Origin of the sequence: Pseudomonas fluorescens (genome assembly GCF_902497745.1) — a bacterium.
In the GTDB taxonomy this organism is placed as follows: domain Bacteria; phylum Pseudomonadota; class Gammaproteobacteria; order Pseudomonadales; family Pseudomonadaceae; genus Aquipseudomonas; species Aquipseudomonas fluorescens_BM.
Genome location: NZ_CABVHJ010000006.1, coordinates 172,551 through 195,809, shown reverse-complemented (window position 1 = coordinate 195,809; position 23,259 = coordinate 172,551). Strand labels below are relative to the sequence as shown.

22 protein-coding genes are annotated in these 23,259 nt (G+C 59.9%); 15 read left to right on the top strand and 7 right to left on the bottom strand.

What is annotated here, in order from left to right; all coding sequences use genetic code 11:
• The first annotated feature begins 100 nt into the window (after nt 1-100).
• Entirely contained in the window at nt 101-1,468 is a 1,368-nt protein-coding gene (locus F8N44_RS11640; RefSeq protein ID WP_150650506.1) for an NAD(P)-dependent oxidoreductase, read from the top strand.
• Nucleotides 1,469-2,743 carry an NAD-dependent dihydropyrimidine dehydrogenase subunit PreA gene (gene preA, locus F8N44_RS11635; RefSeq protein WP_150650405.1) on the top strand — a complete coding sequence of 425 codons (1,275 nt, stop codon included), beginning with the start codon at nt 1,469-1,471 and terminating at the stop codon, nt 2,741-2,743. It abuts the gene before it with no gap.
• Between the two features lie 289 nt (nt 2,744-3,032).
• Here the strand turns inward: preA and F8N44_RS11630 are convergent, their stop codons facing one another.
• Complete coding sequence (locus tag F8N44_RS11630) at nt 3,033-3,653, bottom strand: TetR/AcrR family transcriptional regulator (protein ID WP_007919317.1); 621 nt, start codon at nt 3,651-3,653, stop codon at nt 3,033-3,035.
• Nucleotides 3,654-3,792: 139 nt separating this feature from the next.
• Here F8N44_RS11630 and copC point away from each other — a divergent pair, with 139 nt between their 5' ends.
• Nucleotides 3,793-4,155, top strand: coding sequence for a copper homeostasis periplasmic binding protein CopC (gene copC, locus F8N44_RS11625; protein WP_150650404.1), 363 nt, complete (start codon nt 3,793-3,795; stop codon nt 4,153-4,155).
• A gap of 3 nt (nt 4,156-4,158) precedes the next feature.
• Nucleotides 4,159-5,016: a copper homeostasis membrane protein CopD gene (gene copD / locus F8N44_RS11620; RefSeq protein WP_150650403.1), complete on the top strand. Its 858-nt coding sequence runs from the start codon at nt 4,159-4,161 to the stop codon at nt 5,014-5,016.
• Between the two features lie 115 nt (nt 5,017-5,131).
• Here copD and F8N44_RS11615 read toward each other — a convergent pair whose 3' ends face one another.
• Nucleotides 5,132-6,274: an HlyD family secretion protein gene (locus F8N44_RS11615; RefSeq protein WP_150650402.1), complete on the bottom strand. Its 1,143-nt coding sequence runs from the start codon at nt 6,272-6,274 to the stop codon at nt 5,132-5,134.
• Nucleotides 6,271-7,926, bottom strand: coding sequence for an MFS transporter (locus F8N44_RS11610; protein WP_150650401.1), 1,656 nt, complete (start codon nt 7,924-7,926; stop codon nt 6,271-6,273). Before F8N44_RS11610 ends, F8N44_RS11615 begins: the two co-directional genes overlap by 4 nt.
• Before the next feature lie 294 nt (nt 7,927-8,220).
• Between F8N44_RS11610 and F8N44_RS11605 the strand changes: the two genes are divergently transcribed.
• The 6 genes from F8N44_RS11605 (at nt 8,221) to F8N44_RS11575 (ending at nt 14,459) form a co-directional block, all read left to right on the top strand.
• Complete coding sequence (locus tag F8N44_RS11605) at nt 8,221-9,516, top strand: OprD family porin (RefSeq protein WP_150650400.1); 1,296 nt, start codon at nt 8,221-8,223, stop codon at nt 9,514-9,516.
• 274 nt (nt 9,517-9,790) lie between these two features.
• The gene (locus tag F8N44_RS11595; protein WP_150650398.1) at nt 9,791-10,615 is read left to right on the top strand and encodes an NAD-dependent epimerase/dehydratase family protein; all 825 of its coding nucleotides are present in this window, start codon (nt 9,791-9,793) and stop codon (nt 10,613-10,615) included.
• A 30-nt stretch (nt 10,616-10,645) separates the two neighbouring features.
• The gene (locus tag F8N44_RS11590) at nt 10,646-11,539 is read left to right on the top strand and encodes an SMP-30/gluconolactonase/LRE family protein (RefSeq protein WP_150650397.1); all 894 of its coding nucleotides are present in this window, start codon (nt 10,646-10,648) and stop codon (nt 11,537-11,539) included.
• A gap of 64 nt (nt 11,540-11,603) precedes the next feature.
• Complete coding sequence (locus tag F8N44_RS11585; protein WP_095118327.1) at nt 11,604-12,575, top strand: TRAP transporter substrate-binding protein; 972 nt, start codon at nt 11,604-11,606, stop codon at nt 12,573-12,575.
• Between the two features lie 76 nt (nt 12,576-12,651).
• The gene (locus F8N44_RS11580) at nt 12,652-13,179 is read left to right on the top strand and encodes a TRAP transporter small permease (protein WP_150650396.1); all 528 of its coding nucleotides are present in this window, start codon (nt 12,652-12,654) and stop codon (nt 13,177-13,179) included.
• Nucleotides 13,179-14,459 carry a TRAP transporter large permease gene (locus tag F8N44_RS11575; protein ID WP_102899273.1) on the top strand — a complete coding sequence of 427 codons (1,281 nt, stop codon included), beginning with the start codon at nt 13,179-13,181 and terminating at the stop codon, nt 14,457-14,459. The genes F8N44_RS11580 and F8N44_RS11575 overlap by 1 nt, the downstream gene beginning before the upstream one ends.
• 49 nt (nt 14,460-14,508) lie before the next feature.
• On the opposite strand, the gene F8N44_RS11570 is transcribed toward F8N44_RS11575, so the two are convergent.
• From F8N44_RS11570 to F8N44_RS11560, 3 genes are all read right to left on the bottom strand, one after another.
• The gene (locus F8N44_RS11570; protein ID WP_150650395.1) at nt 14,509-15,309 is read right to left on the bottom strand and encodes a sulfite exporter TauE/SafE family protein; all 801 of its coding nucleotides are present in this window, start codon (nt 15,307-15,309) and stop codon (nt 14,509-14,511) included.
• 9 nt (nt 15,310-15,318) lie between these two features.
• Nucleotides 15,319-16,563 (bottom strand): FAD/NAD(P)-binding oxidoreductase, encoded by a 1,245-nt coding sequence (locus tag F8N44_RS11565; protein ID WP_150650394.1) that lies wholly within the window; start codon nt 16,561-16,563, stop codon nt 15,319-15,321.
• A 169-nt stretch (nt 16,564-16,732) separates the two neighbouring features.
• On the bottom strand, nt 16,733-17,074 hold the full coding sequence (locus tag F8N44_RS11560; protein ID WP_150650393.1) for an ArsR/SmtB family transcription factor: 342 nt from the start codon (nt 17,072-17,074) through the stop codon (nt 16,733-16,735).
• Nucleotides 17,075-17,165: 91 nt separating this feature from the next.
• On the opposite strand from F8N44_RS11560, the gene F8N44_RS11555 reads away from it, so the two are divergent.
• Both F8N44_RS11555 and F8N44_RS11550 read left to right on the top strand, forming a co-directional pair.
• On the top strand, nt 17,166-18,029 hold the full coding sequence (locus tag F8N44_RS11555) for an MBL fold metallo-hydrolase (RefSeq protein WP_150650392.1): 864 nt from the start codon (nt 17,166-17,168) through the stop codon (nt 18,027-18,029).
• Between the two features lie 125 nt (nt 18,030-18,154).
• The gene (locus tag F8N44_RS11550) at nt 18,155-19,012 is read left to right on the top strand and encodes a tyrosinase family protein (protein WP_150650391.1); all 858 of its coding nucleotides are present in this window, start codon (nt 18,155-18,157) and stop codon (nt 19,010-19,012) included.
• Between the two features lie 3 nt (nt 19,013-19,015).
• Here the strand turns inward: F8N44_RS11550 and bkdR are convergent, their stop codons facing one another.
• Nucleotides 19,016-19,504 carry a Bkd operon transcriptional regulator BkdR gene (bkdR, locus tag F8N44_RS11545; RefSeq protein WP_016985245.1) on the bottom strand — a complete coding sequence of 163 codons (489 nt, stop codon included), beginning with the start codon at nt 19,502-19,504 and terminating at the stop codon, nt 19,016-19,018.
• A gap of 185 nt (nt 19,505-19,689) precedes the next feature.
• Here bkdR and F8N44_RS11540 point away from each other — a divergent pair, with 185 nt between their 5' ends.
• The 3 genes from F8N44_RS11540 to F8N44_RS11530 are packed head-to-tail and all read left to right on the top strand — an operon-like array spanning nt 19,690 to nt 23,257.
• On the top strand, nt 19,690-20,925 hold the full coding sequence (locus tag F8N44_RS11540; RefSeq protein ID WP_150650390.1) for a 3-methyl-2-oxobutanoate dehydrogenase (2-methylpropanoyl-transferring) subunit alpha: 1,236 nt from the start codon (nt 19,690-19,692) through the stop codon (nt 20,923-20,925).
• Between the two features lies 1 nt (nt 20,926).
• Nucleotides 20,927-21,985 (top strand): alpha-ketoacid dehydrogenase subunit beta, encoded by a 1,059-nt coding sequence (locus F8N44_RS11535; RefSeq protein WP_003224000.1) that lies wholly within the window; start codon nt 20,927-20,929, stop codon nt 21,983-21,985.
• Nucleotides 21,986-23,257, top strand: a complete 1,272-nt coding sequence (locus F8N44_RS11530; protein WP_150650389.1) for a dihydrolipoamide acetyltransferase family protein — start codon at nt 21,986-21,988, stop codon at nt 23,255-23,257. It abuts the gene before it with no gap.
• The last annotated feature ends 2 nt before the right edge of the window (nt 23,258-23,259 follow it).

Sequence of the window (23,259 nt, the reverse complement as noted above, 5' to 3'; positions counted from 1 at the left end):
GTTTTTGAGAAGCAAGATCAACAGATCGCAGCCTTCGGCAGCTCCTACACGGGGATTTGGCCAATGCCCGATAGAGGCAGTTACCGTGAGGCACACAACCGTGATCGAGACCCTGAACCATCTCCCCCACCCGCACGAAAGCGCGGCCGCCCTCGCCGGGCATTTCACCGATCTGGCGCCGCCGCTCAATGACCGGCAGGCGCATCTGGAAGCCTCGCGCTGTCTGTATTGCTACGACGCGCCGTGCGTGAATGCGTGCCCGAGCGAGATCGACATCCCGTCGTTCATCCGCAATATCCATCAGGACAATGTGCCCGGCGCGGCGCAGAAAATCCTCTCGGCGAACATCCTTGGCGGTAGTTGCGCACGAGTCTGTCCAACCGAAATCCTTTGTCAGCAAGCCTGTGTGCGCAACAACGCTCAGGAATGCGCGCCGGTGCTGATCGGCCTGCTGCAACGCTACGCCGTGGATAACGCACACTTCAGCGAGCACCCGTTCCAGCGCGCCGCCATCACCGGCAAACGCATCGCCGTGGTCGGGGCGGGACCGGCCGGTTTGTCATGCGCCCATCGCAGTGCCATGCACGGCCACGACGTGGTGATTTTCGAAGCACGGGAGAAGGCTGGCGGTCTCAATGAGTACGGGATCGCCAAGTACAAACTGGTCGACGACTACGCGCAAAAGGAACTGGATTTCCTCATGCAAATCGGCGGCATCGAGATCCGTCATGGGCAAAAGCTCGGCGAGAATCTGCCCCTCAGCGAATTGCATCAGCAGTTCGACGCGGTATTCCTCGGCCTTGGCCTCAATGCCAGCAAACAACTCGGCCTGCCTCACGAAGATGCCCCGGGTCTGCTCGCCGCCACCGACTACATCCGCGAACTGCGTCAGGCCGATGACCTCACGCAACTGCCACTGGCCGAACGCTGCATCGTGCTCGGCGCCGGCAATACGGCGATCGACATGGCCGTGCAAATGGCTCGCCTCGGTGCCCGCGACGTCAATCTGGTCTATCGCCGTGGCGCCGCCGACATGGGCGCCACCGGTCACGAACAAGACATCGCCAAAGCCAATCAGGTACGTCTGCTGACCTGGGCGCAACCGGAAGAAGTGCTGCTCGACACTCAGGGCCATGTGCGCGGCATGCGTTTCGCCCGCACCGATCTGGTCGACGGTCGCCTGCAAACCACCGGCGAAACCTTCGAACTGGCCGCCGATGCGATCTTCAAAGCCATCGGCCAAGCGTTCGATGGCAGCGCCCTCGCCGACCCGTTGGCCCGTGAACTCAAGCGCCAGGGCGAACGCATTCAGGTCGACGAAAACATGCGCACCAGCATCCCCGGCGTGTATGCCGGCGGCGATTGCACCAGCCTTGATCAGGACCTCACCGTGCAAGCCGTGCAGCACGGCAAACGCGCCGCCGAGGCGATCAACGTTCAACTGATGCTTAATGTGGAGGCTGCGTAAATGGCCGATCTGTCGATTGTCTTCGCTGGCATCAAAGCGCCGAATCCGTTCTGGCTGGCCTCTGCGCCGCCGACTGACAAAGCCTACAACGTCGTCCGTGCCTTCGAAGCGGGCTGGGGCGGCGTGGTGTGGAAAACCCTCGGTGAGGACCCGGCCGCGGTCAACGTGTCCTCGCGTTACTCGGCGCATTATGGCAACAACCGTGAAGTGCTCGGCATCAATAACATCGAGCTGATCACCGACCGTTCGCTGGAAATCAACCTGCGCGAAATCACTCAGGTGAAGAAGGACTGGCCGGATCGCGCACTGATCGTCTCGCTGATGGTGCCGTGCGTGGAGGAATCGTGGAAACACATCCTGCCGCTGGTCGAAGCCACCGGCGCTGACGGTATCGAACTGAATTTCGGCTGCCCGCACGGCATGCCTGAACGAGGTATGGGCGCGGCGGTCGGTCAGGTGCCGGAGTACGTCGAGCAAGTCACACGCTGGTGCAAGACCTATTGCTCGCTGCCGGTGATCGTCAAACTGACGCCGAACATCACCGACATCCGCGTCGCCGCCCGCGCCGCCCATCGTGGTGGCGCCGATGCGGTGTCGCTGATCAATACGATCAACTCCATCACCAGCGTCGATCTGGAACACATGGTCGCCCTGCCCACCGTCGGCAGCAAAAGCACCCACGGCGGTTACTGCGGCTCGGCAGTGAAACCGATTGCACTGAACATGGTGGCCGAAATCGCCCGCGACCCGCAGACCCAGGGCTTGCCGATCTGCGGCATTGGCGGCATTGGCAGTTGGCGCGATGCGGCGGAATTCATGGCGCTGGGCAGCGGCGCGGTGCAGGTGTGCACGGCGGCGATGCTGCATGGTTTCCGCATTGTCGAGGAGATGAAGGATGGGCTGTCGCGGTGGATGGACAGTCAGGGCTACGCCAACATCGCCGAGTTTTCCGGGCGTGCGGTGGGCAATACCACGGACTGGAAGTACCTCGACATCAATTATCAGGTGATCGCGAAGATTGACCAGGAGGCATGCATTGGTTGCGGGCGTTGTCATATTGCTTGTGAGGACACTTCACACCAGGCGATCAGCAGTCTCAAGCAGGCGGACGGCACGCATAAATATGAAGTGATTGATGAGGAGTGTGTGGGTTGTAATTTGTGCCAGATCACTTGTCCGGTGGCGGATTGCATCGAGATGGTGCCGATGGAAACGGGCAAGCCGTTTCTGGACTGGAATCATGATCCGCGGAATCCGTATCACGTTGCGGTCTAGATCGCCGACTGATCCAACAGCCCCCTCACCCTAACCCTCTCCCAAAGGGAGAGGGGACTGATTGGGGGATGCTGCGAAACTCCGCCGACCTGATAGTGCTGCTGTGAATCCATAATCGACAGGACTCATAGGCAAGGATTGCTTTGAATCCATAACCGATGCATGAACTGGCAAGGACTGCTTTGAATCCATAATCAACCCGGTGTTTCAGGTCGATGTACCTCTAAATACACCTCGGTAGGCCCCCTCTCCCTCTGGGAGAGGGCTGGGGTGAGGGTCAGCTTTTGCTTCAGGGCTCCAGCCCGATCCCACGCAAAATCACACTCGTCACCGTCTGCACCGCCCGCTCGAACTGCATATCCGACAACGGCTGATGCTCATTCAGAATATTCACCTGATGATCAAAATCAGCATAGTGCTGCGTCGACGCCCAGATCATGTACAGCAGACTCGACGGCTCCACCGGCAGGATCCGTTTGTCCTCGACCCACTGGCGAATCTTCGCTTCCTTCATTTTCGCCCAGTCATACAGGCTGACATCCAGCGCCTCGCCCAGCGTCGGCGCGCCGTGGATGATTTCGTTGGCCCAGACTTTCGAGCCGTACGGCCGGCTGCGCGAGTGGTTCATCTTGGCGCGGATGTAGCTGCTCAGCACCACGCGCGGATCGTCGAACATTTCGAAGCACAGCGCGTCCTGTTTCCACACTTCGAGCAGGTCGAACAGCACCGCGCTGTACAGCTCGCTCTTGGTGGAGAAGTAGTAATGCAGGTTGGAGCGCGGCAATTGCACCTCAGCCGCGATATCGGCCATGGCCGTGCCGCCAAAGCCTTTTTCGGCGAAAACTTTTTCCGCCGCCAGCAGGATTTTCTCGACGTTATTGCGACGAATCTCGATCTTGTGATTGCCCATGAGGGCTCCCTGACAACAGCGTTGCCCAAGACTAGCATCCGCTCTGCTCCGCGGGCGACCGCTGCAAACAAAACTTCGTACTGACGTCAGCGGATGGCTAAACTGACGCTTCTTCACTCCGGCCCCAAAGGTATTCGCGATGCTGTTCAAGAACGTCCTGACCACCACTGCCCTGCTCGCTTCGCTGTTCGCCGCATCTTCCGTGTTTGCCCACGCCCACCTGAAAAGCCAGACCCCGGCGGCCGACAGCACCGTCGCCGCGCCGGCCGATTTGCGTCTGACCTTTTCCGAAGGTGTCGAAGCCAGTTTCACCAAAGTCACCGTGACCAAGGATGGTGCGCCGGTCGCAGTCAAAGCGCTGACCACCGAAGGCGACAAGAAAATCCTGATCGTCACCCCGGCTGCACCGCTGGGTGCCGGCGAGTACAAAGTCGAATGGCACGCGGTGTCGGTCGATACGCACAAAAGCGAAGGCGCTTATCAGTTCAAGGTTGGCCAGTAATTCATGAGTGAAGCGCTGGTGCTGTGCCGCTTTGCGCATTTCATCGTGGTGTTGATGCTGTTCGGAGCCTGGCTGTTCAGGCCGTTGCTGCTCAAGGATGAAGCGCTGCAAGTGGACCGGCGCCTGGCGCGAATGGCGCGTTGGCTTGCCGCTGTGGCGCTGCTCAGCGGGATTGTCTGGGCACTTTTGATTACTGCGAGCATGGCCGGCTCGGCAGCAGCGGCGTTTGATGCGGACACGGTTGCGCTGGTGCTGGGCCATACGTTTTTCGGTCAGGTGTGGCGCTGGCATCTGCTGATCAATGCTGCGCTGCTGGCGTTGCTGTTTACACCTTGGCACTCGAGCATGCCGTTGCGGTTGGGTTTGAGCGGCTTGTTACTGGCGACCCTGGCACCAGTCGGGCATGGTGCGATGCTCGATGGTTTGAGCGGGCAATTGCTGATCCTCAACCAGATCGTTCATCTGACCTGCGTAGCGGCGTGGCTCGGCGGGTTGTTGTTGCTGGTGCTGATTCTGCGTCAGCCGACGGAGCCGATACGTGAAGTTTTGCGGCGCTTCAGCGGCATCGGTTATGTGCTGGTCGCCGGGCTGCTGCTGACGGGTTTGATCAACGTGCGCGTGCTGACCGGCCAGTGGTGGCCGACGCCATTGTTCAGCGGGTTTGCCTTGATTCTGTTGATCAAGGCGCTGATCGTGATGGGAATGCTTGGCCTGGCGCTGTTCAACCGTTTGCGGATTGATGATTGCGAACAGCGCATGGGCGCGCTCAGACGCAGTGTGATGCTCGAATGGCTGCTGGGCATTGGCGCGGTTGCAGCTGTCTCGCTGCTCGGTACCCTGCCCCCGATGATTGCTGGATAAACACAGTTCAAATGTGGGAGCGAGCTTGCTCGCGAAAGCGGTGTGTCAGATAAAGAAATGTCACTGATACATCGCTTTCGCGAGCAAGCTCGCTCCCACAGGGTTATGCATTGTGTCAGTGGGGCTGGGTGTCGCCCGCTGCGGTATCGATGCTGACGACCACCGACATCCCCGGCCGCAACCGCTCTTCTTCCTGCTGATCCGGATCGATGGTGATTCGCACCGGCACCCGCTGAGCAATTTTGACGAAGTTGCCGGTGGCGTTATCCGCCTGCAACAAGGCAAATTCCGACCCCGTCCCCGGGGAAATATGCTGCACATGCCCGGTGAATTTGCGGTGGTTCAACGCATCGACAGTGAAGCGCACCGGTTGCCCGACGCGCACATTGTCCATCTGGGTTTCTTTCATGTTGGCGATCACCCATTTCTGGTTCGGCACCAGCGCCATCAACTGCGCCCCGGAGTTGACGTAAGCGCCGAGGCGCACGCCGATCTGCCCGAGCTGACCATCACGGGGCGCAACAATGCGCGTGTTCGACAGGTCGATCCGCGCCAGTTGCACCGCCGCTTCCGCACTGGCCACGGCCGCTTCCAGCGAGCCACGATTGACGATCACTGTTTGCAGATCCTGCCGGGCAATTTCCAGATTGGCCTTGGCCTGAGCCACCGCTGCAATGCTTTGCGCATTGGCCGCCAGCGCCACGTCCATCTCGCGTTTCGACACCGAACCGTCGCGTACCAATTCCTGATTCCGCCGCAGATCCGCCTCGCTCTTGCGCAACTGCGCTTCGCTGTCGGCCTGCACCGCCTGACGCAATTTGATCGTCGCCTCGGCGCTGTTGCGTTGCTGCACCACATTGGCCAATGCAGCTTTCTGCACCGCCAACTGCGCCAGCGACTGGTCGAGACGCTGCTGATAGATGCGGTCGTCCAGCCGCACCAGCAAATCGCCGGCCTTCACGTACTGGAAATCCTGCACCGGCACTTCATACACATAGCCGGCGAGCTGCGGACCAATGATCGTCACTTGCCCACGAATCAGGGCATTTTCAGTGGTCTCGACCGCACTGCTGAACGGCGGCAATTGCCAGGCATAGAGCACGATCAACACACCGACGATGGCAATTGCCGCGAAGCCCAGCGAGGAGATGATCCGCACCCGCAGCGAGCGCGGCTCGGTGTTCGGCGATGACGGCGGCGCCACACCCTCGGGCGTGGCAGCAATGGCATTGGTGGTCGTGGTGGTCGGTTCGGTCATGAAGAAGTGGCACCGCTCGAAGGTGTGGATGGCGCCGTGGCGGCGGCTTTGGTGGTGCTCATCAGCCACAGCGCACGAATGGACAGCCAGATCATGGTCAACACCGCAATCACGGCAATCAACATGAACACATCGTTGTAGGCCAGCACGTTAGCCTCTCGGGTGGCGGCGTTGGACAGGCTGCGAATTCCCGCAAGGTTGCGCAAACTCGGGTCGGCCAACAGCGAACCGTACGCCGAGCCGCCGCTCTGCACGCGTGCAGCCACCAAAGGGTCAGACAGCGTCAGGTGCTCAACGATGTGACTGGAGTGAAATTTTTCCCGGACGATCTGAAAGGTGCCCAAAAGCGCCGCACCGAGCAGGCCGCCGAGGTTGTTGCAGATCCCGAACAGCACCGAAAAACTCACCAGATTACGCGGATTGGTCAGCACGTTACGGGTGCCGAAGACCATAGTCGGGCCGAGGAAAAACGTACTGCCGAAGGCCAGCAGGAACTGACTGAAGTAGAGGTTTTGCGGGCGGGTCAGGTTGTTGGAAAAACTGTCCATCACCGACCCGGTGGCCATCAGTGCCAGCGAGATGATCAGCGGCATCAGCAGGTGTTTGGGGTCGATGGTCAGTGCGCTGGTCAACAATCCCGCGACACTGCCGATCAGCATCACCACGTACAGGCTGTGCAACTGCTCATAGCCCATGTTCAGATTCTGCATGAAACCCACCGCACCGGTGGACTGTTCCGAGGTGACCATCCGAATCAGGGTCACCGCCAGCGCCAGACGGATCATCGTCCCGCTGCCCAGCCAACGGGTCATCAGCAGCGGGTTGCTGCGGTTATGTTCGATGGCCAGGCCGGCGAGGATCAAGGCAATCGAGGCGGCCAGCGCATAGCCGATCCAGTTGGCCTCCAGCCACCAGTCAATTCGCCCCAGCGACAACACCGCACACAGCAGCGCCACGCCAGTGGCGAGAATGGCGAAGGTCAGAAAGTCGAGCTTTTCGAAGGTTTTGAAGCGGTCGCCCGGCGGCAACTTGAGCAGCAATACGCAGCCCAGCGAGAGCAGTGCCATGCCGAGTTCGAACAGGTAAAGGCCGCGCCATTCGGCAATCTGCAGCAAGTCTTCGGAGAACAATCGCGCCAATGGCAGCGCCAGTTGTGAAGTACCGAGGCCGAGCACCAGCGCCTTGAGCCGCCACTTCGCCGGGAACGCCTGGACCATGTAATACAGGCCCAGCGAGCTGAGCGCCGCGCCAACCATGCCGTGCGCCGCGCGCACCGCCACCGCCGAATTGAGGTCATTGACGAACAAATGGCCGAAGGTCACCAGCGCATACAGCACCAGAAACACTTCGGTGAACGCACGCAAACCGAACTGCTGACGAAACTTCACCAGCAGCAGGTTCATCGACACGTTGGTCATCACGTACGCCGCCGGTAACCAAGCCATTTCCGCCGTGGTCGCACCAAGTGCGCCTTGCAGGTAAGGCAGGTTGGCCACCACCAGCGAGTTGCCCAAGCCACCGGTCACCGCCACCAGTACGCCGACCAAGGCATAGGCCAGGCGCTTGGGGTTGGAGTGCAACGGCGTCGAGGGGGAACCGGGCAGACTGGGCTTTTCGTGGGGCTGCCAGTTGCGCGGGGCGTATTGATCCATGGAAAGACCTTGTGCGGAAGGTGGGTGAAGTTTGCCGCAAATTCACGGTTAAAACACTTTCCCCTTGTGGGAGCGAGCCTGCTCGCGAAAGCGGTCTGTCAGTCGACAACTTTGTCGGGTGAAAGTCCGTCTTCGCGAGCAGGCTCGCTCCCACAAGGGTTCTGCGTTATGGCCGGACGTCATCGTATAACTCGCTGTTGACATTCCCATAAAACCGAGGAAATATCCGCACCCATGTTGTACGACGACGTATAACAAATAATAAAAACAACAAACGAAACAGGGAGCGTCACAGTGAGCACACTCGTCTGCAATTCCGTCCGCCCTTCCCGTCTTTCCGTCACCCGCCAGCGTACCGCTTTAAGTCTGATCGGCTGCAGCAGCCTCGCCCTTGCCATGCCGATGAGCGCCGATGCCGAAGGCTTTCTCGAAGACAGCAAAGCCACGCTGAACCTGCGTAACGCCTATTTCAATCGCAACTTCGTCAACCCCGCCTACCCGCAGGGCAAGGCTGAAGAGTGGACGCAGAACTTCATCCTCGACGCCAAATCCGGTTTCACTCAGGGCACCGTCGGTTTCGGCATCGATCTGCTGGGGATGTATTCGCAGAAGCTCGATGGCGGCAAAGGCACCGGCGGTACGCAACTGTTGCCGATCCACGATGACGGGCGCCCGGCAGACAATTTCGGACGGTTCGGTGTAGCGCTGAAAGCCAAGGTCTCGAAGACTGAACTCAAGGTGGGTGAATGGATGCCGGTGCTGCCGATTCTGCGCTCCGACGACGGCCGCTCCCTGCCGCAAACTTTTCGTGGCGGCCAGATCACTTCCACCGAGATCAATGGCCTGACCGTCTACGGCGGCCAGTTCCGCGGCAACAGCCCGCGCAACGACGCGAGCATGGAAGACATGTCGATGAACGGCCGCGGTGCGTTTACTTCGGATCGCTTCAACTTTGGTGGCGGTGAGTACACCTTCAACGACAAACGCACCCTGGTCGGTGTGTGGTACGCCGAACTCAGCGACATCTACCAGCAACAGTATTTCAACCTCAGCCACAGCCAGCCGTTGGGCGATTGGACGCTGGGTGCCAACCTCGGTTTCTTCACCGGCAAGGAAGACGGCAGCGCCCAGGCTGGCGACCTCGACAACAAGACTGCGTTCGCTCTGCTTTCGGCCAGATACGGCGGCAACACGTTCTATGTCGGCCTGCAAAAACTCAGCGGCGACGACGCGTGGATGCGGGTCAACGGCACCAGCGGCGGCACCCTCGCCAACGACAGTTACAACGCCAGTTATGACAACGCCAAGGAACGTTCCTGGCAGCTGCGCCACGACTACAACTTCGTCGCCCTCGGCATTCCCGGCCTGACCCTGATGAACCGCTACATCAGCGGCGACAACGTGCACACCGCCACCACCAATGACGGCAAGGAATGGGGCCGCGAGTCGGAACTGGCCTACACCGTGCAGAGCGGCCCGCTGAAAAATCTCAACGTGAAATGGCGTAACGCAACGATACGCCGGGACTTCAGCACCAACGAGTTTGACGAGAACCGGATTTTTATCAGTTATCCGATTTCGTTGTTGTAAGCAGATCTCTCTTTACCCTGTGGGAGCGAGCCTGCTCGCGAAGGCGGCGTGTCAGTCAACATCAACTCTAAATGACACACCGCTTTCGCGAGCAGGCTCGCTCCCACATGGGATTGCATTGCAAATACAGAACTGTGGTGATTGAAAAGAGGCCAGGCCTTCCGTCATCTACACCAAAAGTCGCGTTGACAAGTTCCGGAAACCCTACCGATACTTCAGCGCAGTCATACGACAACCTACAACAAACCTAATAACAAACGTGTAAGGGATTGCCATGACATCTATCTCCACTCCCCGCGCCCCGTTCAACCGTCTGCTGCTGACCGGCGCTGCCGGTGGCCTGGGCAAAGTCCTGCGCGAACGTATGCGCCCTTATGCCAATGTCCTGCGCCTGTCGGACATCGCCGCCCTCACACCGGCCGTCGATGATCGCGAAGAAATCGTGGTCTGCGACCTCGCCGACAAACACGCCGTACACCAACTGGTCGAGGGCGTCGACGCGATCCTGCATTTCGGCGGTGTCTCCGTGGAGCGGCCGTTCGAAGAAATCCTCGGCGCCAACATCTGCGGTGTCTTCCACATCTACGAAGCAGCGCGCCGCCACGGTGTGAAGCGGGTGATCTTCGCCAGCTCCAACCACGTCATCGGCTTCTACAAACAGGACGAGCCACTCGACGCCAGCTCCGCGCGCCGCCCCGACGGCTATTACGGACTGTCCAAGTCCTACGGCGAAGACATGGCCAGCTTCTACTTTGATCGCTACGGCATCGAAACCGTGAGCATCCGCATCGGCTCCTCGTTCCCCGAGCCGCAGAACCGTCGAATGATGCACACCTGGCTGAGCTTCGACGACCTCACGCAACTGCTCGAGCGCGCGCTGTACACGCCCAACGTTGGCCACACCGTGGTGTATGGCATGTCCGACAACAAGGACGTCTGGTGGGACAACCGCTTCGCCAGCCACCTCGGCTTCGCGCCAAAGGACAGCTCCGAAGTGTTCCGCGAAAAAGTCGAAGCACAACCGATGCCGGCCGCCGATGACCCGGCGCGGATTTACCAGGGCGGCGCGTTTGTCGCAGCAGGTCCGTTCGGCGACTGATCCCCCTGACAACGACGCAAAGGAATGAGTATGCAAGCCGAATTGATCGTCGATGCCCGCAACGCCGTGGGCGAAAGCCCGGTCTGGGTGGCAGAGGAAAACGCGCTGTACTGGGTGGACATTCCCAACGGCGGCCTGCAACGCTGGAGCGCTGATACCGGCCACGTGCATGCCTGGAAAACCCCGGAAATGCTCGCCTGCATTGCCCGCCACAGCCGTGGCGGCTGGGTTGCCGGGATGGAAAGCGGCTTCTTTCATCTGCATCCGCACAGCGACGGCAGCCTCGACAGCGAACGCCTCGCCAGCGTTGAGCACCCGCGCGAAGACATGCGTCTCAACGATGGTCGCTGCGACCGTCAGGGCCGCTTCTGGGCCGGCAGCATGGTGCTGAATATGGGCCTGAGCGCGCCCGAAGGCCGGCTCTACCGCTACGGCGCCGGGCAATCTGGCGTGATCGAAGCGCAGCTCGACGGTTTTATCGTGCCCAACGGTTTCGGCTTCAGCCCCGACGGCAAGACCATGTACCTGTCCGATTCGCATCCCGACGTGCAACTGATCTGGGCGTTCGATTACGACACCGAGACCGGCACGCCGTCGAAGCGACGCGTCTTCGTCGACATGAACCATTTTCCCGGTCGCCCCGATGGCGCTGCTGTGGACGCCGAAGGTTTCTACTGGATCTGCGCCAACGACGCCGGCCTGATTCACCGCTTTGCCCCGGACGGTCGGCTTGATTTCTCACTGGAGGTGCCGGTGAAAAAACCGACCATGTGTGCCTTCGGCGGCAGCCGGATGGACACCTTGTTCGTCACCTCGATTCGCCCCGGCGACGACCACGACCCGCAATCCCTGGCCGGTGGCGTGTTCGCCCTGAATCTCAACGTCAAAGGTTTGCCGGAACCGCAGTTCAACGATTCGCTGTAATACCCGCCTCTGCTGCACCGCTGTGCCTTGAACACAAAAATAACAAGACTGGAGACTCACCCCCATGAACTTCAAACGCACCTTGCTGGCCGCTGCACTCCCGCTGATGTTTACCTTCACTGGCGCCGCTCAGGCACTGCAACTCAAATTCGCTGACATTCACCCCGCCGGTTATCCCACCGTGGTGGCCGAAGAAAACATGGGCAAGACCCTGACCAAGGAAACCAACGGCGAGCTGACCTTCCAATACTTCCCCGGCGGCGTGCTGGGCTCCGAAAAGGAAGTCATCGAGCAGATGCAAGTCGGCGCCGTACAGCTGTCTCGCGTCAGCCTGGGTATCGTCGGCCCCGTGGTTCCGGACGTGAACGTGTTCAACATGCCGTTCATCTTCCGCGATCATCAACACATGCGTAACGTCATCGACGGCGCAGTGGGCGACGAAATTCTCGACAAAATCACCAATTCCGAATTCGGTCTCGTGGCCCTGGCCTGGATGGACGGCGGCACGCGCAACGTCTACACCAAGAAACCGGTACGCAAGCTCGAAGACCTCAAGGGCATGAAAATCCGCGTGCAAGGCAACCCGATGTTCATCGACATGATGAACGCCATGGGCGGCAACGGCATCGCGATGGATACCGGCGAAATCTTCAGTGCCCTGCAGACCGGCGTAATCGACGGCGCGGAAAACAACCCGCCAACCCTGCTCGAACACAACCACTTCCAGAACGCGAAGTACTACAGCCTGACCGGTCACCTGATCCTGCCAGAGCCGATCGTGATGTCGAAAATCACCTGGGAAAAACTGACCCCGGATCAACAGGCGCTGGTCAAGACAGCCGCCAAGGCTGCCCAGGCCGAAGAGCGCGTGCTGTGGGACAAGAAGTCCGCTGCCAGTGAAGAAAAACTCAAGGCTGCCGGCGTCGAGTTCATCGAGGTCGACAAGAAACCCTTCTACGACGCCACCGCACCGGTGCGGGAAAAGTACGGCGCGAAGTATGCCGACCTGATCAAGAAGATCGAAGCCGTTCAGTAACGCCTCCCGCTCCGTCCTCATGAACAAGGCCCGGTGCGCCCGATGACTGCGGCGCGCCCGGTTACGGTGGAACCCGATGAAGAATCTACTGCTGCGTATCAACGACAAGATCTACATGACGTGCATCTGGGTCGCCGGCCTTTCCGTCCTGGCGATTTCCCTGATGATTCCCTGGGGCGTGTTCGCCCGCTACGTCCTGGGCACCGGTTCGAGCTGGCCCGAGCCCACGGCGATCCTGCTGATGATGGTGTTTACCTTCATCGGCGCCGCCGCCAGTTACCGCGCCGGCGCGCACATGGCCGTGGCCATGCTCACCGATCGCATGCCAGCGCACGTGAGATCCGCAGCGGCGATTTTTTCCCAGCTGCTGATGGCGGCGATCTGCATCTTCATGACGATCTGGGGCGCCAAGCTGTGCATGTCCACCTGGAACCAGTTCATGGCCGCCCTGCCCGATCTGCGCGTTGGCGTGACCTACTTGCCCATTCCGGTGGGCGGCTTGCTGACGCTGATTTTCGTGCTGGAAAAACTCTTGCTCGGTGACCAGAGCAAACGGCGCGTCGTGCAGTTCGACCTGGTTGAAGAAAGTGAAGGTGCCGCTTAATGGACGCTCTGATACTGCTGGGCAGTTTTATCGCTTTGATCCTGATCGGCATGCCAGTCGCCTATGCGCTGGGCGCCGCCGCGCTGATCGGTGCATGGTGGATCGACATTCCGTTCCAGGCGGTGATGATTCAGGTCGCTTCGGGGGTGAACAAATTCTCGCTGCTGGCCATTCCGTTCTTCGTACTGGCCGGTGCGATCATGGCCGAGGGCGGCATGTCCCGCCGGTTGGTGGCGTGTGCCGGGGTGCTGGTGGGTTTTGTCCGCGGCGGTCTGTCACTGGTCAACATTGTCGCCTCGACCTTTTTCGGCGCGATCTCCGGTTCGTCGGTGGCCGACACCGCGTCGGTGGGTTCGGTGCTGATTCCGGAAATGGAACGCAAGGGCTATCCACGGGACTTCTCCACCGCCGTGACGGTCAGCGGTTCGGTGCAAGCCCTGCTGACCCCGCCAAGCCATAACTCGGTGCTTTACTCCCTGGCCGCTGGTGGCACGGTTTCGATTGCCTCGCTGTTCATGGCGGGCATCGTGCCGGGCTTGCTGATGAGCGCCTGTCTGATGGTGCTGTGTCTGATTTTCGCGAGAAAACGCAATTATCCGAAGGGTGAAGTGATCCCGATGCGCCAGGCGTTGAAAATCGTCGGCGAAGCCCTCTGGGGCCTGATGGCGATGGTGATCATCCTCGGCGGCATCCTGTCCGGCATCTTCACCGCGACCGAATCGGCGGCCATCGCGGTGCTGTGGTCATTCTTCGTCACCATGTTCATCTACCGCGACTACAAGTGGAGCGAACTGCCGAAACTGATGCACCGTACGGTGCGGACGATTTCGATCGTGATGATCCTGATCGGTTTCGCCGCGAGCTTCGGCTACATCATGACCCTGATGCAGATCCCGGCGAAGATCACCACGATGTTCCTGACCCTCTCGGACAACCGCTACGTGATCCTGATGTGCATCAACGTCATGCTGCTGTTGCTCGGCACGGTGATGGACATGGCGCCGCTGATCCTGATCCTGACGCCAATCCTGATGCCGGTGATTCTCGGCATCGGCGTCGACCCGGTGCAGTTCGGCATGATCATGCTGGTGAACCTTGGGATCGGATTGATAACGCCGCCGGTGGGTGCGGTGCTGTTTGTCGGCTCGGCGGTGGGCAAAGTGAGTATTGAAAGCACCGTGAAGGCGCTGCTGCCGTTCTATGCCGTGCTGTTCCTGGTGTTGATGCTGGTGACTTACGTGCCGGCACTGTCGCTGTGGTTGCCGCATCTGGTGTTGTAAGCCGATAGAAAGATCGCAGCCCTTGATGGGCTGCGATTTCTTTTGAACCTCACGCCCGCAACAACATATACCCCGCCACCACCAGACACACACTGGCAAACCCCACCTGCAACGCCCGCGCCGGCACTCGCGCACAAAGCTTGCGGCCGATGATCATGCCGACAATGCTGGCGACGATGAACGCCGCGCCCTGTCCGTCAATCCGCACGCCTGCGTGAAACGAGCCGATCACCCCGATTGCCGAAATCAGACTGATCACCATCAACGACGTGGCGACAATCCCGCGCATCTGCACATCGGTCAGTTGCTTGAACGCCGGCACGATCAAAAAACCGCCACCGACCCCGAGCAATCCAGAAACCACGCCGGTAATGGCGCCCAGCGCCGCCAACGTAGCGGTGCATTTGGCGGTCCAGTCAAAACGCCCGGTTTCTTCATTGAGCATGCAGTTCTTCTGGCCCCAACTGGCGTGACCGTGATCGCTCGGCCCCTCCTGCTGACGCTCGCGACGCAGCATGCGCCAGGCCACCATGACCATCAGCAGACTGAACAGAATCATCAGGATTTTCTCCGGCAACTGATGCGCGAAGTAAATTCCCAACGGCGAGAACACCGCACCCAACGCCGCAATCAACAACGCCGCGCGATAGCGCACCAGGCCATGACGCAAGCCATCGATCGCGCCGACCGCAGCTGCACTGCCGACCGCAAACAGCGCCACTGGCGCCGCTTGCGTCATCGTCCAGCCAAGCCCGAGCACCAGCGCCGGCACCGCAAGAATCCCGCCGCCGGCCCCGGTCAAGCCGAGGACCAACCCCATCACCATGCCAAACAGACTTGCCAGCAACATAGGGTTTTCTCAGTCGACCTTGGACAGACTTGTCAGCCACTCACGGCCCTTGAGCATGCCGTTCCAATAGAACCACGGCAGCAGCGAGGCCTTGAGAAACCACGCCGAACGTCGCGCCACAGTCGGGTCCATTGGAAAAGTCGGCAGCAACTTCCCGGCATAACCGAACTCGGCGAGAATCACCTTGCCCTTCTCTACCGTCAGCGGGCAGGAACCGTAACCGTCGTACTTCAGAGGCAGCGGTTGTTGCTTGCGCAGGGCCAGCAGGTTTTCCGCCACCACGACCACTTGTTTGCGCACCGCTGCGGCGGTTTTCGCGTTGCTGGTGCCGCAGATATCACCGAGTGCGAACACCTCGGGAAACCGCGGATGCTGCAGGCTGTGCGGATTGACTTCGCACCAGCCTGCAGCATCGGCCAACGGGCTCTGGGCAATGAAATCCGGCGCAACCTGCGGCGGCACGACATGGAGCAGATCGAAGGTCTTCGCCTCGCGGGTGACGTTGCCTTCAGCGTCCTTGATCTCGAACCAGGCGGTTTTCGTCGGGCCGTCAACCTTGACCAGATTCGAATTGAACGCCAACTGTGCGTTGTACTTTTCGATGTACTTCATCAACGGCGGCACGAACGTCGCCACGCCAAACAGTGCGGCGCCGGCCAGGTTGAATTCGACATGGATGTTATTCAGCACGCCGCTTTTGAGCCAGTGATCGCAGGACAGGTACAGGGCTTTTTGCGGCGCGCCGGCACATTTGATCGGCATCGCCGGTTGAGTGAACAGCGCTTTGCCGCCGCGCAGTTTCTGCACCTGATCCCAAGTGTACTGCGCGTGCTGGTAGCTGTAATTGGAGGTGACGCCGTGCTGGCCGAGGCTTTCCTGCAAGCCTTCGATCTTCTCCCAGGCCAGACGCAGGCCGGGGCAGACGATCAGGTTCTGGTAGCTGACCGTGCGCTCGTCGTTAAGGGTGAGTTGTTTTTTGTCGGGATCGATGCCGGTGACGGCGGCTTGTATCCAAGTGGCTTGGCGCGGTAGTACTTTGGCCATCGGCCTGACCGTGTCTTTCACGTCGTAAGCGCCACCGCCGACCAGCGTCCACGCCGGTTGGTAGTAATGGTGAGTGCTCGGCTCGATGACCGTGATGTTCAGGCTCGGATCACGCTTGAGCAGACTGGCGACAAAACCGATACCGGCCGTACCACCGCCGATGACCACGATGTCTGCACTGATGGATGGGCCCCAGTGTTGATCGTTCATTGCTTGTTCCTTTTGCTGCACGCAAGGATTGTTCGAGCCAAACCACAAATCCCAATGTGGGAGCGAGCCTGCTCGCGAAGGCGGCGTATCAGTCGATGCAAGTATTGCCTGACCTAGCGCTTTCGCGAGCAGGCTCGCTCCCACATTGAACCAGTGTCATGGCTGGCATTTATTGATGGCCCAGACTTTTCAGCACGGCGCCGCAATACAACCCGGAGAGCGTTTTCATCACCTGGATGACCTCCGGACTGGCGAGGCCGTAGAAAATGTACTTGCCTTCACGACGGGTCGCGACCAGCCCTTCGTCACGCAAGATGCCCAATTGCTGAGACAGCGTCGGCTGGCGCACGCTGGTCATCTTTTCCAGTTCGCCGACGTTGCGCTCACCCTGAGTCAGCTGACACAGGATCAGCAGGCGATCCTCATTGGCCAGAGCCTTGAGCAACGCGCAGGCCTTGGAGGCCGAGGCGCGCAGCTGGGCGACTTCACATTCGGTCAGACTGGATTGCATTTGCACGATGCCTTGAAGGTCACTTAAGCTGCGAACATTATGTTTTTAGATAAAGTGTTGCAACCCATTTCCCTTGTTCAGGTTGGTGTCCATGCCCGCGCAGATTGAAGCTTTCCTCGACCCCGCCTCTTCGACCTACAGCTATGTGGTCTATGAAGCCGATGGCGGGCAGTGCGCGATCGTCGATCCGGTGCTCGATTACGACGGCGCCGCCGGACGCACCTGCACCGCCCAAGCCGACAAAATCATCGCCTTCGTTCGCGCGCACAACCTGCAGGTGCAGTGGCTGCTGGAAACCCACGCCCACGCCGATCACCTGTCCGCCGCGCCGTATCTGCGCAGGGAATTGGGCGGCAAGATCGCCATCGGTGAATCGATCAGCAAAGTGCAGAACGTGTTCAAGACGCTGTTCAATCTGGAGCCGGAGTTTTGCGTCGACGGCTCGCAGTTCGATCACCTGTTCGCGCCGAACGAGTCGTTCCGCATCGGCAACCTCAAGGCCACCGCTCTGCACGTCCCCGGCCACACCCCGGCGGACATGGCTTATTTGATCGATGGCGAGCAGATTCTGGTCGGTGACACGCTGTTCATGCCCGATGTCGGCACGGCGCGCTGCGACTTTCCCGGTGGCAATGCCCATCAGTTGTTTGCCTCGATCCACAAACTGCTGGCCTTCCCCGCCAGCGTGAAACTCTACGTTTGCCACGATTATCCGCCCGAGAGTCGCGCCTCGCAGTGCCAGACCACGGTCGGCGAGCAGCGCAAAAGCAATATTCATGTGCATGACGGGATCGATGAAGCAGCGTTCGTCGAAATGCGCACCAAGCGCGATGCCGGGCTGGGTATGCCGACGCTGTTGCTGCCGGCGATTCAGGTGAATGTCCGGGCCGGACATCTGCCGCCAGCGGAGGACAACGGTGTGGTTTACCTGAAGATTCCGCTCAATTCCCTATAGGAAAAAACCGCTCGACCGGCCACCGGATTATTTTTCCTACGAACGCTGTCGAGGGTGATGAACTGGTGAAAATCCTGTAAGCGAGCAGACTCCATTGGGCAAACATTCAATGGAGTTTTCGCAATATGGATATTCGTCGTAATCACCGAGACATGACACCGCAACAGAAATCCGCATTCATCGATGCCATCCTGAGGCTGAAGAACAACGTCGACAGTGTCCTGCGACCCGGGCAGCAATGCCGCTATGATGATTTCGTCCAGATCCACAAGAATTCGATGGGCGGGGCCAGTCCGCTGGTACCCAATCCACATCGAAGCCCCTTGTTCTATCCGTGGCATCGCATTCTGATCCGCCAGTTCGAACTGGCCCTGCAGTCCGCCGCCAGTGATCCGACCATCACCTTGCCTTACTGGAACTGGCAACTGACCGGCGCCGACAACCCCTTCACCTCGGACTTCATGGGTTCGAACGGTGACAACCTGCAAGACCAGCGTGTCACCAGCGGCCCGTTTTCCAGGGAACAATCGCAATTCGATGTCAGGGTCTGGGACGAAGGCACAGGCAACACGGGCATTCGTCGAAATCTCGGGGCAATCGGCGCACTGCCCAGCGCAGAGACCGTCATATCGACGCTCAACAGGGCGCCTTACTGGATGAATGGGAGTGGTTGGGAAAATGTCTCGGAAATCGAATTGCACAATCCGGTGCATGCGTGGATAGGCGGCAGCATGGGGGACGCTTCCTCACCCAATGATCCAATATTCTTCCTGCACCACTGCTACCTCGACTTGTTGTGGGAACGCTGGAAACACCAGCATCCTGGCACTCCCGGCTTTACCAATGAGGCCGGCTCGACAGACATGAATGAAACCGTCCTGATCTTTCACCCCGCCAACGAACTGGCGCCCTGGGCGCAAACCTTTACCGTCCAGCAAACCCTCTTCACCGCAGAGCTCGATTACCGCTATGACTATATCTGACGTTCAACTGCCCAGCGTCAAACCGTTAGCGGGTAACGGCAGCGCGGTCTTGTAGCGCACCTGTTTCAGCGCAAAGCTTGACCGGATATTTGCCACACCCGGCACTTTGGTCAGGAAGTCCATCATGAAGCGTTCGAGCGACTGAATCGTCGGCACCAGGACCCGGATGAGGTAATCCGGGTCTCCGGCCATGAGGTAGCACTCCATCACCTCCGGGCGGTCGGAAATGGCTTCCTCGAAATGCTGCAGCGCTTCCTCGACCTGCTTCTCCAGGCTCACGTGAATAAACACGTTCACGTGCAGCCCCAGCAGATCGGCATCCAGCAGCGTGACCTGCTCGCGAATCAGCCCCAATTCTTCCATGGCCTTGACCCGGTTGAAGCACGGTGTCGGCGACAGATTCACCGAGCGTGCGAGGTCGGCGTTGGTGATGCGCGCATTCTCCTGAAGGCTGTTGAGAATGCCGATATCTGTACGGTCCAGTTTGCGCATGAGACAAAACCACCTGTTTTTTATGTTTATGCAGAATTTCTATCTGCAAATCGTCTCCAGCGCAACGAAACAGAGATAAATATTCTTCTTGCCCGGGCCTATGATTGTTGTAGGACAAGATTTCTTCTACCGAAGAATGACTGCCAGCTCACTACAAGAAATTCACAAGATCGAGCGTAGAAGCCATGACCCAAGCGTATGAACCGCTGCGTCTGCACGTCCCTGAACCCTCGGGCCGTCCAGGCTGCAAAACCGATTTTTCCTACCTGCATCTGACCGATGCCGGTACGGTGCGCAAACCTCCCATCGACGTCGAACCTGCCGACACCGCCGACCTGGCCCGTGGGCTGATTCGTGTGCTCGACGATCAGGGCAACGCCCTCGGCCCATGGGCCGAGAACGTGCCGGTCGAGATCCTGCGTAAAGGCATGCGCGCCATGCTCAAGACGCGGATCTACGACAACCGCATGGTGGTCGCCCAGCGTCAGAAAAAAATGTCGTTCTACATGCAGAGCCTTGGCGAAGAAGCCATCGGCAGTGCTCAGGCCCTAGCCTTGAACATCGACGACATGTGCTTCCCGACCTACCGCCAGCAAAGCATTCTGATGGCCCGCGAGGTTCCGCTGGTCGACCTGATCTGCCAACTGCTGTCCAACGAGCGCGATCCGCTCAAGGGCCGGCAATTGCCGATCATGTACTCGGTCAAGGATGCCGGTTTCTTCACTATTTCCGGCAACCTCGCCACCCAGTTCATTCAGGGCGTGGGCTGGGGCATGGCCTCGGCGATCAAGGGCGACACCAAAATCGCCTCGGCGTGGATCGGTGACGGCGCCACCGCCGAATCGGACTTCCACACCGCCCTCACCTTCGCTCACGTTTATCGTGCGCCGGTGATCCTCAACGTCGTGAATAACCAATGGGCGATTTCGACCTTCCAGGCCATCGCCGGTGGTGAAGCCACCACCTTCGCCGGACGCGGCGTCGGTTGCGGCATCGCCTCGCTGCGCGTGGATGGCAACGACTTCTACGCGGTGTATGCGGCATCTGCCTGGGCTGCCGAACGCGCCCGCCGCAACCTCGGCCCGACCATGATCGAATGGGTCACCTACCGTGCCGGCCCGCACTCGACCTCCGATGATCCGTCGAAATATCGTCCGGCCGATGACTGGAGCCACTTCCCGCTCGGCGACCCGATCGCCCGTCTCAAACAGCACCTGATCAAGGTCGGTCACTGGTCGGAGGAAGAGCACGCCGCCGTCAGCGCCGAGCTCGAAGCCGAAGTGATTGCCGCGCAGAAACAGGCCGAACAGTACGGCACCCTCGCCGGCGGCCAGATTCCAAGCGCCGCGACCATGTTCGAAGACGTCTACAAAGAGATGCCGGAGCACTTGAAGCGCCAGCGTCAGCAGTTGGGGATCTGACATGAACGATCACAACAACAATATTCAGTTGGAAACCGCCATGACCACGACCACCATGACCATGATCCAGGCCCTGCGCTCGGCCATGGATGTGATGCTTGAGCGTGATGACAATGTCGTCGTGTTCGGTCAGGACGTCGGCTACTTCGGCGGCGTATTCCGTTGCACCGAAGGCCTGCAGACCAAATACGGCACCTCGCGGGTGTTCGACGCGCCGATCTCGGAAAGCGGCATCGTCGGCGTGGCCGTCGGCATGGGCGCCTACGGTCTGCGTCCGGTCGCCGAGATCCAGTTCGCCGACTACGTCTACCCGGCGTCCGACCAGATCATTTCCGAAGCGGCGCGCCTGCGTTATCGCTCGGCTGGCGAGTTCACCGCACCGATGACCCTGCGCATGCCATGCGGCGGCGGCATCTATGGCGGTCAGACCCACAGCCAGAGCATCGAGGCGATGTTCACTCAGGTGTGCGGCTTGCGCACCGTGATGCCCTCCAACCCATATGACGCCAAAGGCCTGCTGATCGCCTCCATCGAAAACGATGACCCGGTGATCTTCCTTGAGCCGAAACGCCTGTACAACGGCCCGTTCGACGGCCACCACGACCGCCCGGTTACCCCGTGGTCGAAACACCCGCAAGCCCAGGTCCCGGACGGTTACTACACCGTGCCGCTGGACGTTGCTGCGATCACTCGCCCGGGCAAGGACGTAACCGTGCTGACTTACGGCACCACCGTTTACGTGTCGCAAGTCGCTGCCGAAGAATCCGGCGTGGATGCTGAAGTCATCGACCTGCGCAGCCTGTGGCCGCTGGACCTGGAAACCATCGTCAAGTCGGTGAAGAAAACCGGCCGTTGCGTGGTGGTTCACGAAGCCACGCGCACCTGCGGTTTCGGCGCCGAACTGGTGTCGCTGGTGCAAGAGCATTGCTTCCATCACCTGGAAGCGCCGATCGAACGCGTCACCGGTTGGGACACTCCCTACCCGCACGCGCAGGAGTGGGCGTATTTCCCAGGGCCCTCCCGAGTGGGCGCGGCGTTGAAACGGGTTATGGAGGTCTGAATGGGCACGCACGTTATCAAGATGCCGGACATCGGCGAAGGCATCGCAGAAGTAGAACTGTCGCAGTGGCACGTCAAGGTTGGCGATCTGGTCGTTGAAGACCAGGTGCTGGCGGACGTGATGACCGACAAGGCGATGGTCGATATTCCGTCGCCAGTGCACGGGAAAGTGATTGCCCTCGGCGGTCAGCCAGGTGAAGTGATGGCGGTTGGCAGTGTGCTGATCAGCATCGAGGTTGAAGGTGCTGGCAACCTCAAGGAATCGGCTGCTCCTGCTCCGGTAAAAGAAGCACCTGCGGCGCCGAAAGTTGAAGCAGTCGTTGAGAGTAAACCTGCTCCAGCCGCCCCGCGCCCTGCTGCGGTTTGCCAAGGCCCGATGGTTGCCCGCGAAGCAGACGAACGTCCGCTCGCCTCGCCGGCCGTGCGCAAACATGCGCTGGATCTGGGCATTCAGTTGCGTTTGGTGCGCGGTTCCGGCCCGGCCGGTCGTGTGTTGCACGAAGACCTTGAAGCCTATCTGGCGCAAGGTCAGTCCAACGCTTCAGTTCCAGTCGCCGCCGCTTACGCCCAGCGTAACGACGAAGAACAGATTCAAGTCATCGGCATGCGCCGCAAGATCGCCCAGCGCATGCAGGACGCTACCCAGCGTGCCGCACACTTCAGCTATGTCGAAGAAATCGACGTCACCGCGATTGAAGAACTGCGCGCACATCTGAATGAAAAACACGCCGCCAGCCGTGGCAAGTTGACCTTGCTACCGTTCCTCGTCCGCGCTCTGGTTGTGGCCCTGCGCGACTTCCCGCAGATGAACGCCCGTTACGACGACGAAGCCCAGGTCATTACTCGCCTCGGCGCCGTGCATGTCGGCGTCGCTACGCAAAGCGACCTCGGCCTGATGGTGCCGGTGGTGCGTCACGCCGAGGCGCGCAGCCTGTGGGACAGCGCCGCCGAGATTTCCCGTTTGGCCAACGCCGCACGCAATGGCAAGGCCAGCCGCGATGAATTGTCCGGCTCGACCATCACCCTGACCAGCCTCGGTGCACTGGGCGGCATCGTCAGTACGCCAGTGCTGAACCTGCCGGAAGTGGCCATCGTCGGCGTGAACAAAATCGTTGAACGGCCGATGGTCGTCAAAGGCCAGGTGGTGATCCGCAAGATGATGAACCTCTCCAGCTCCTTCGATCACCGCGTGGTCGACGGCATGGACGCGGCACTCTTCATCCAGGCCATTCGCGGCTTGATCGAACAACCTGCCACCTTGTTTGTGGAGTAAGG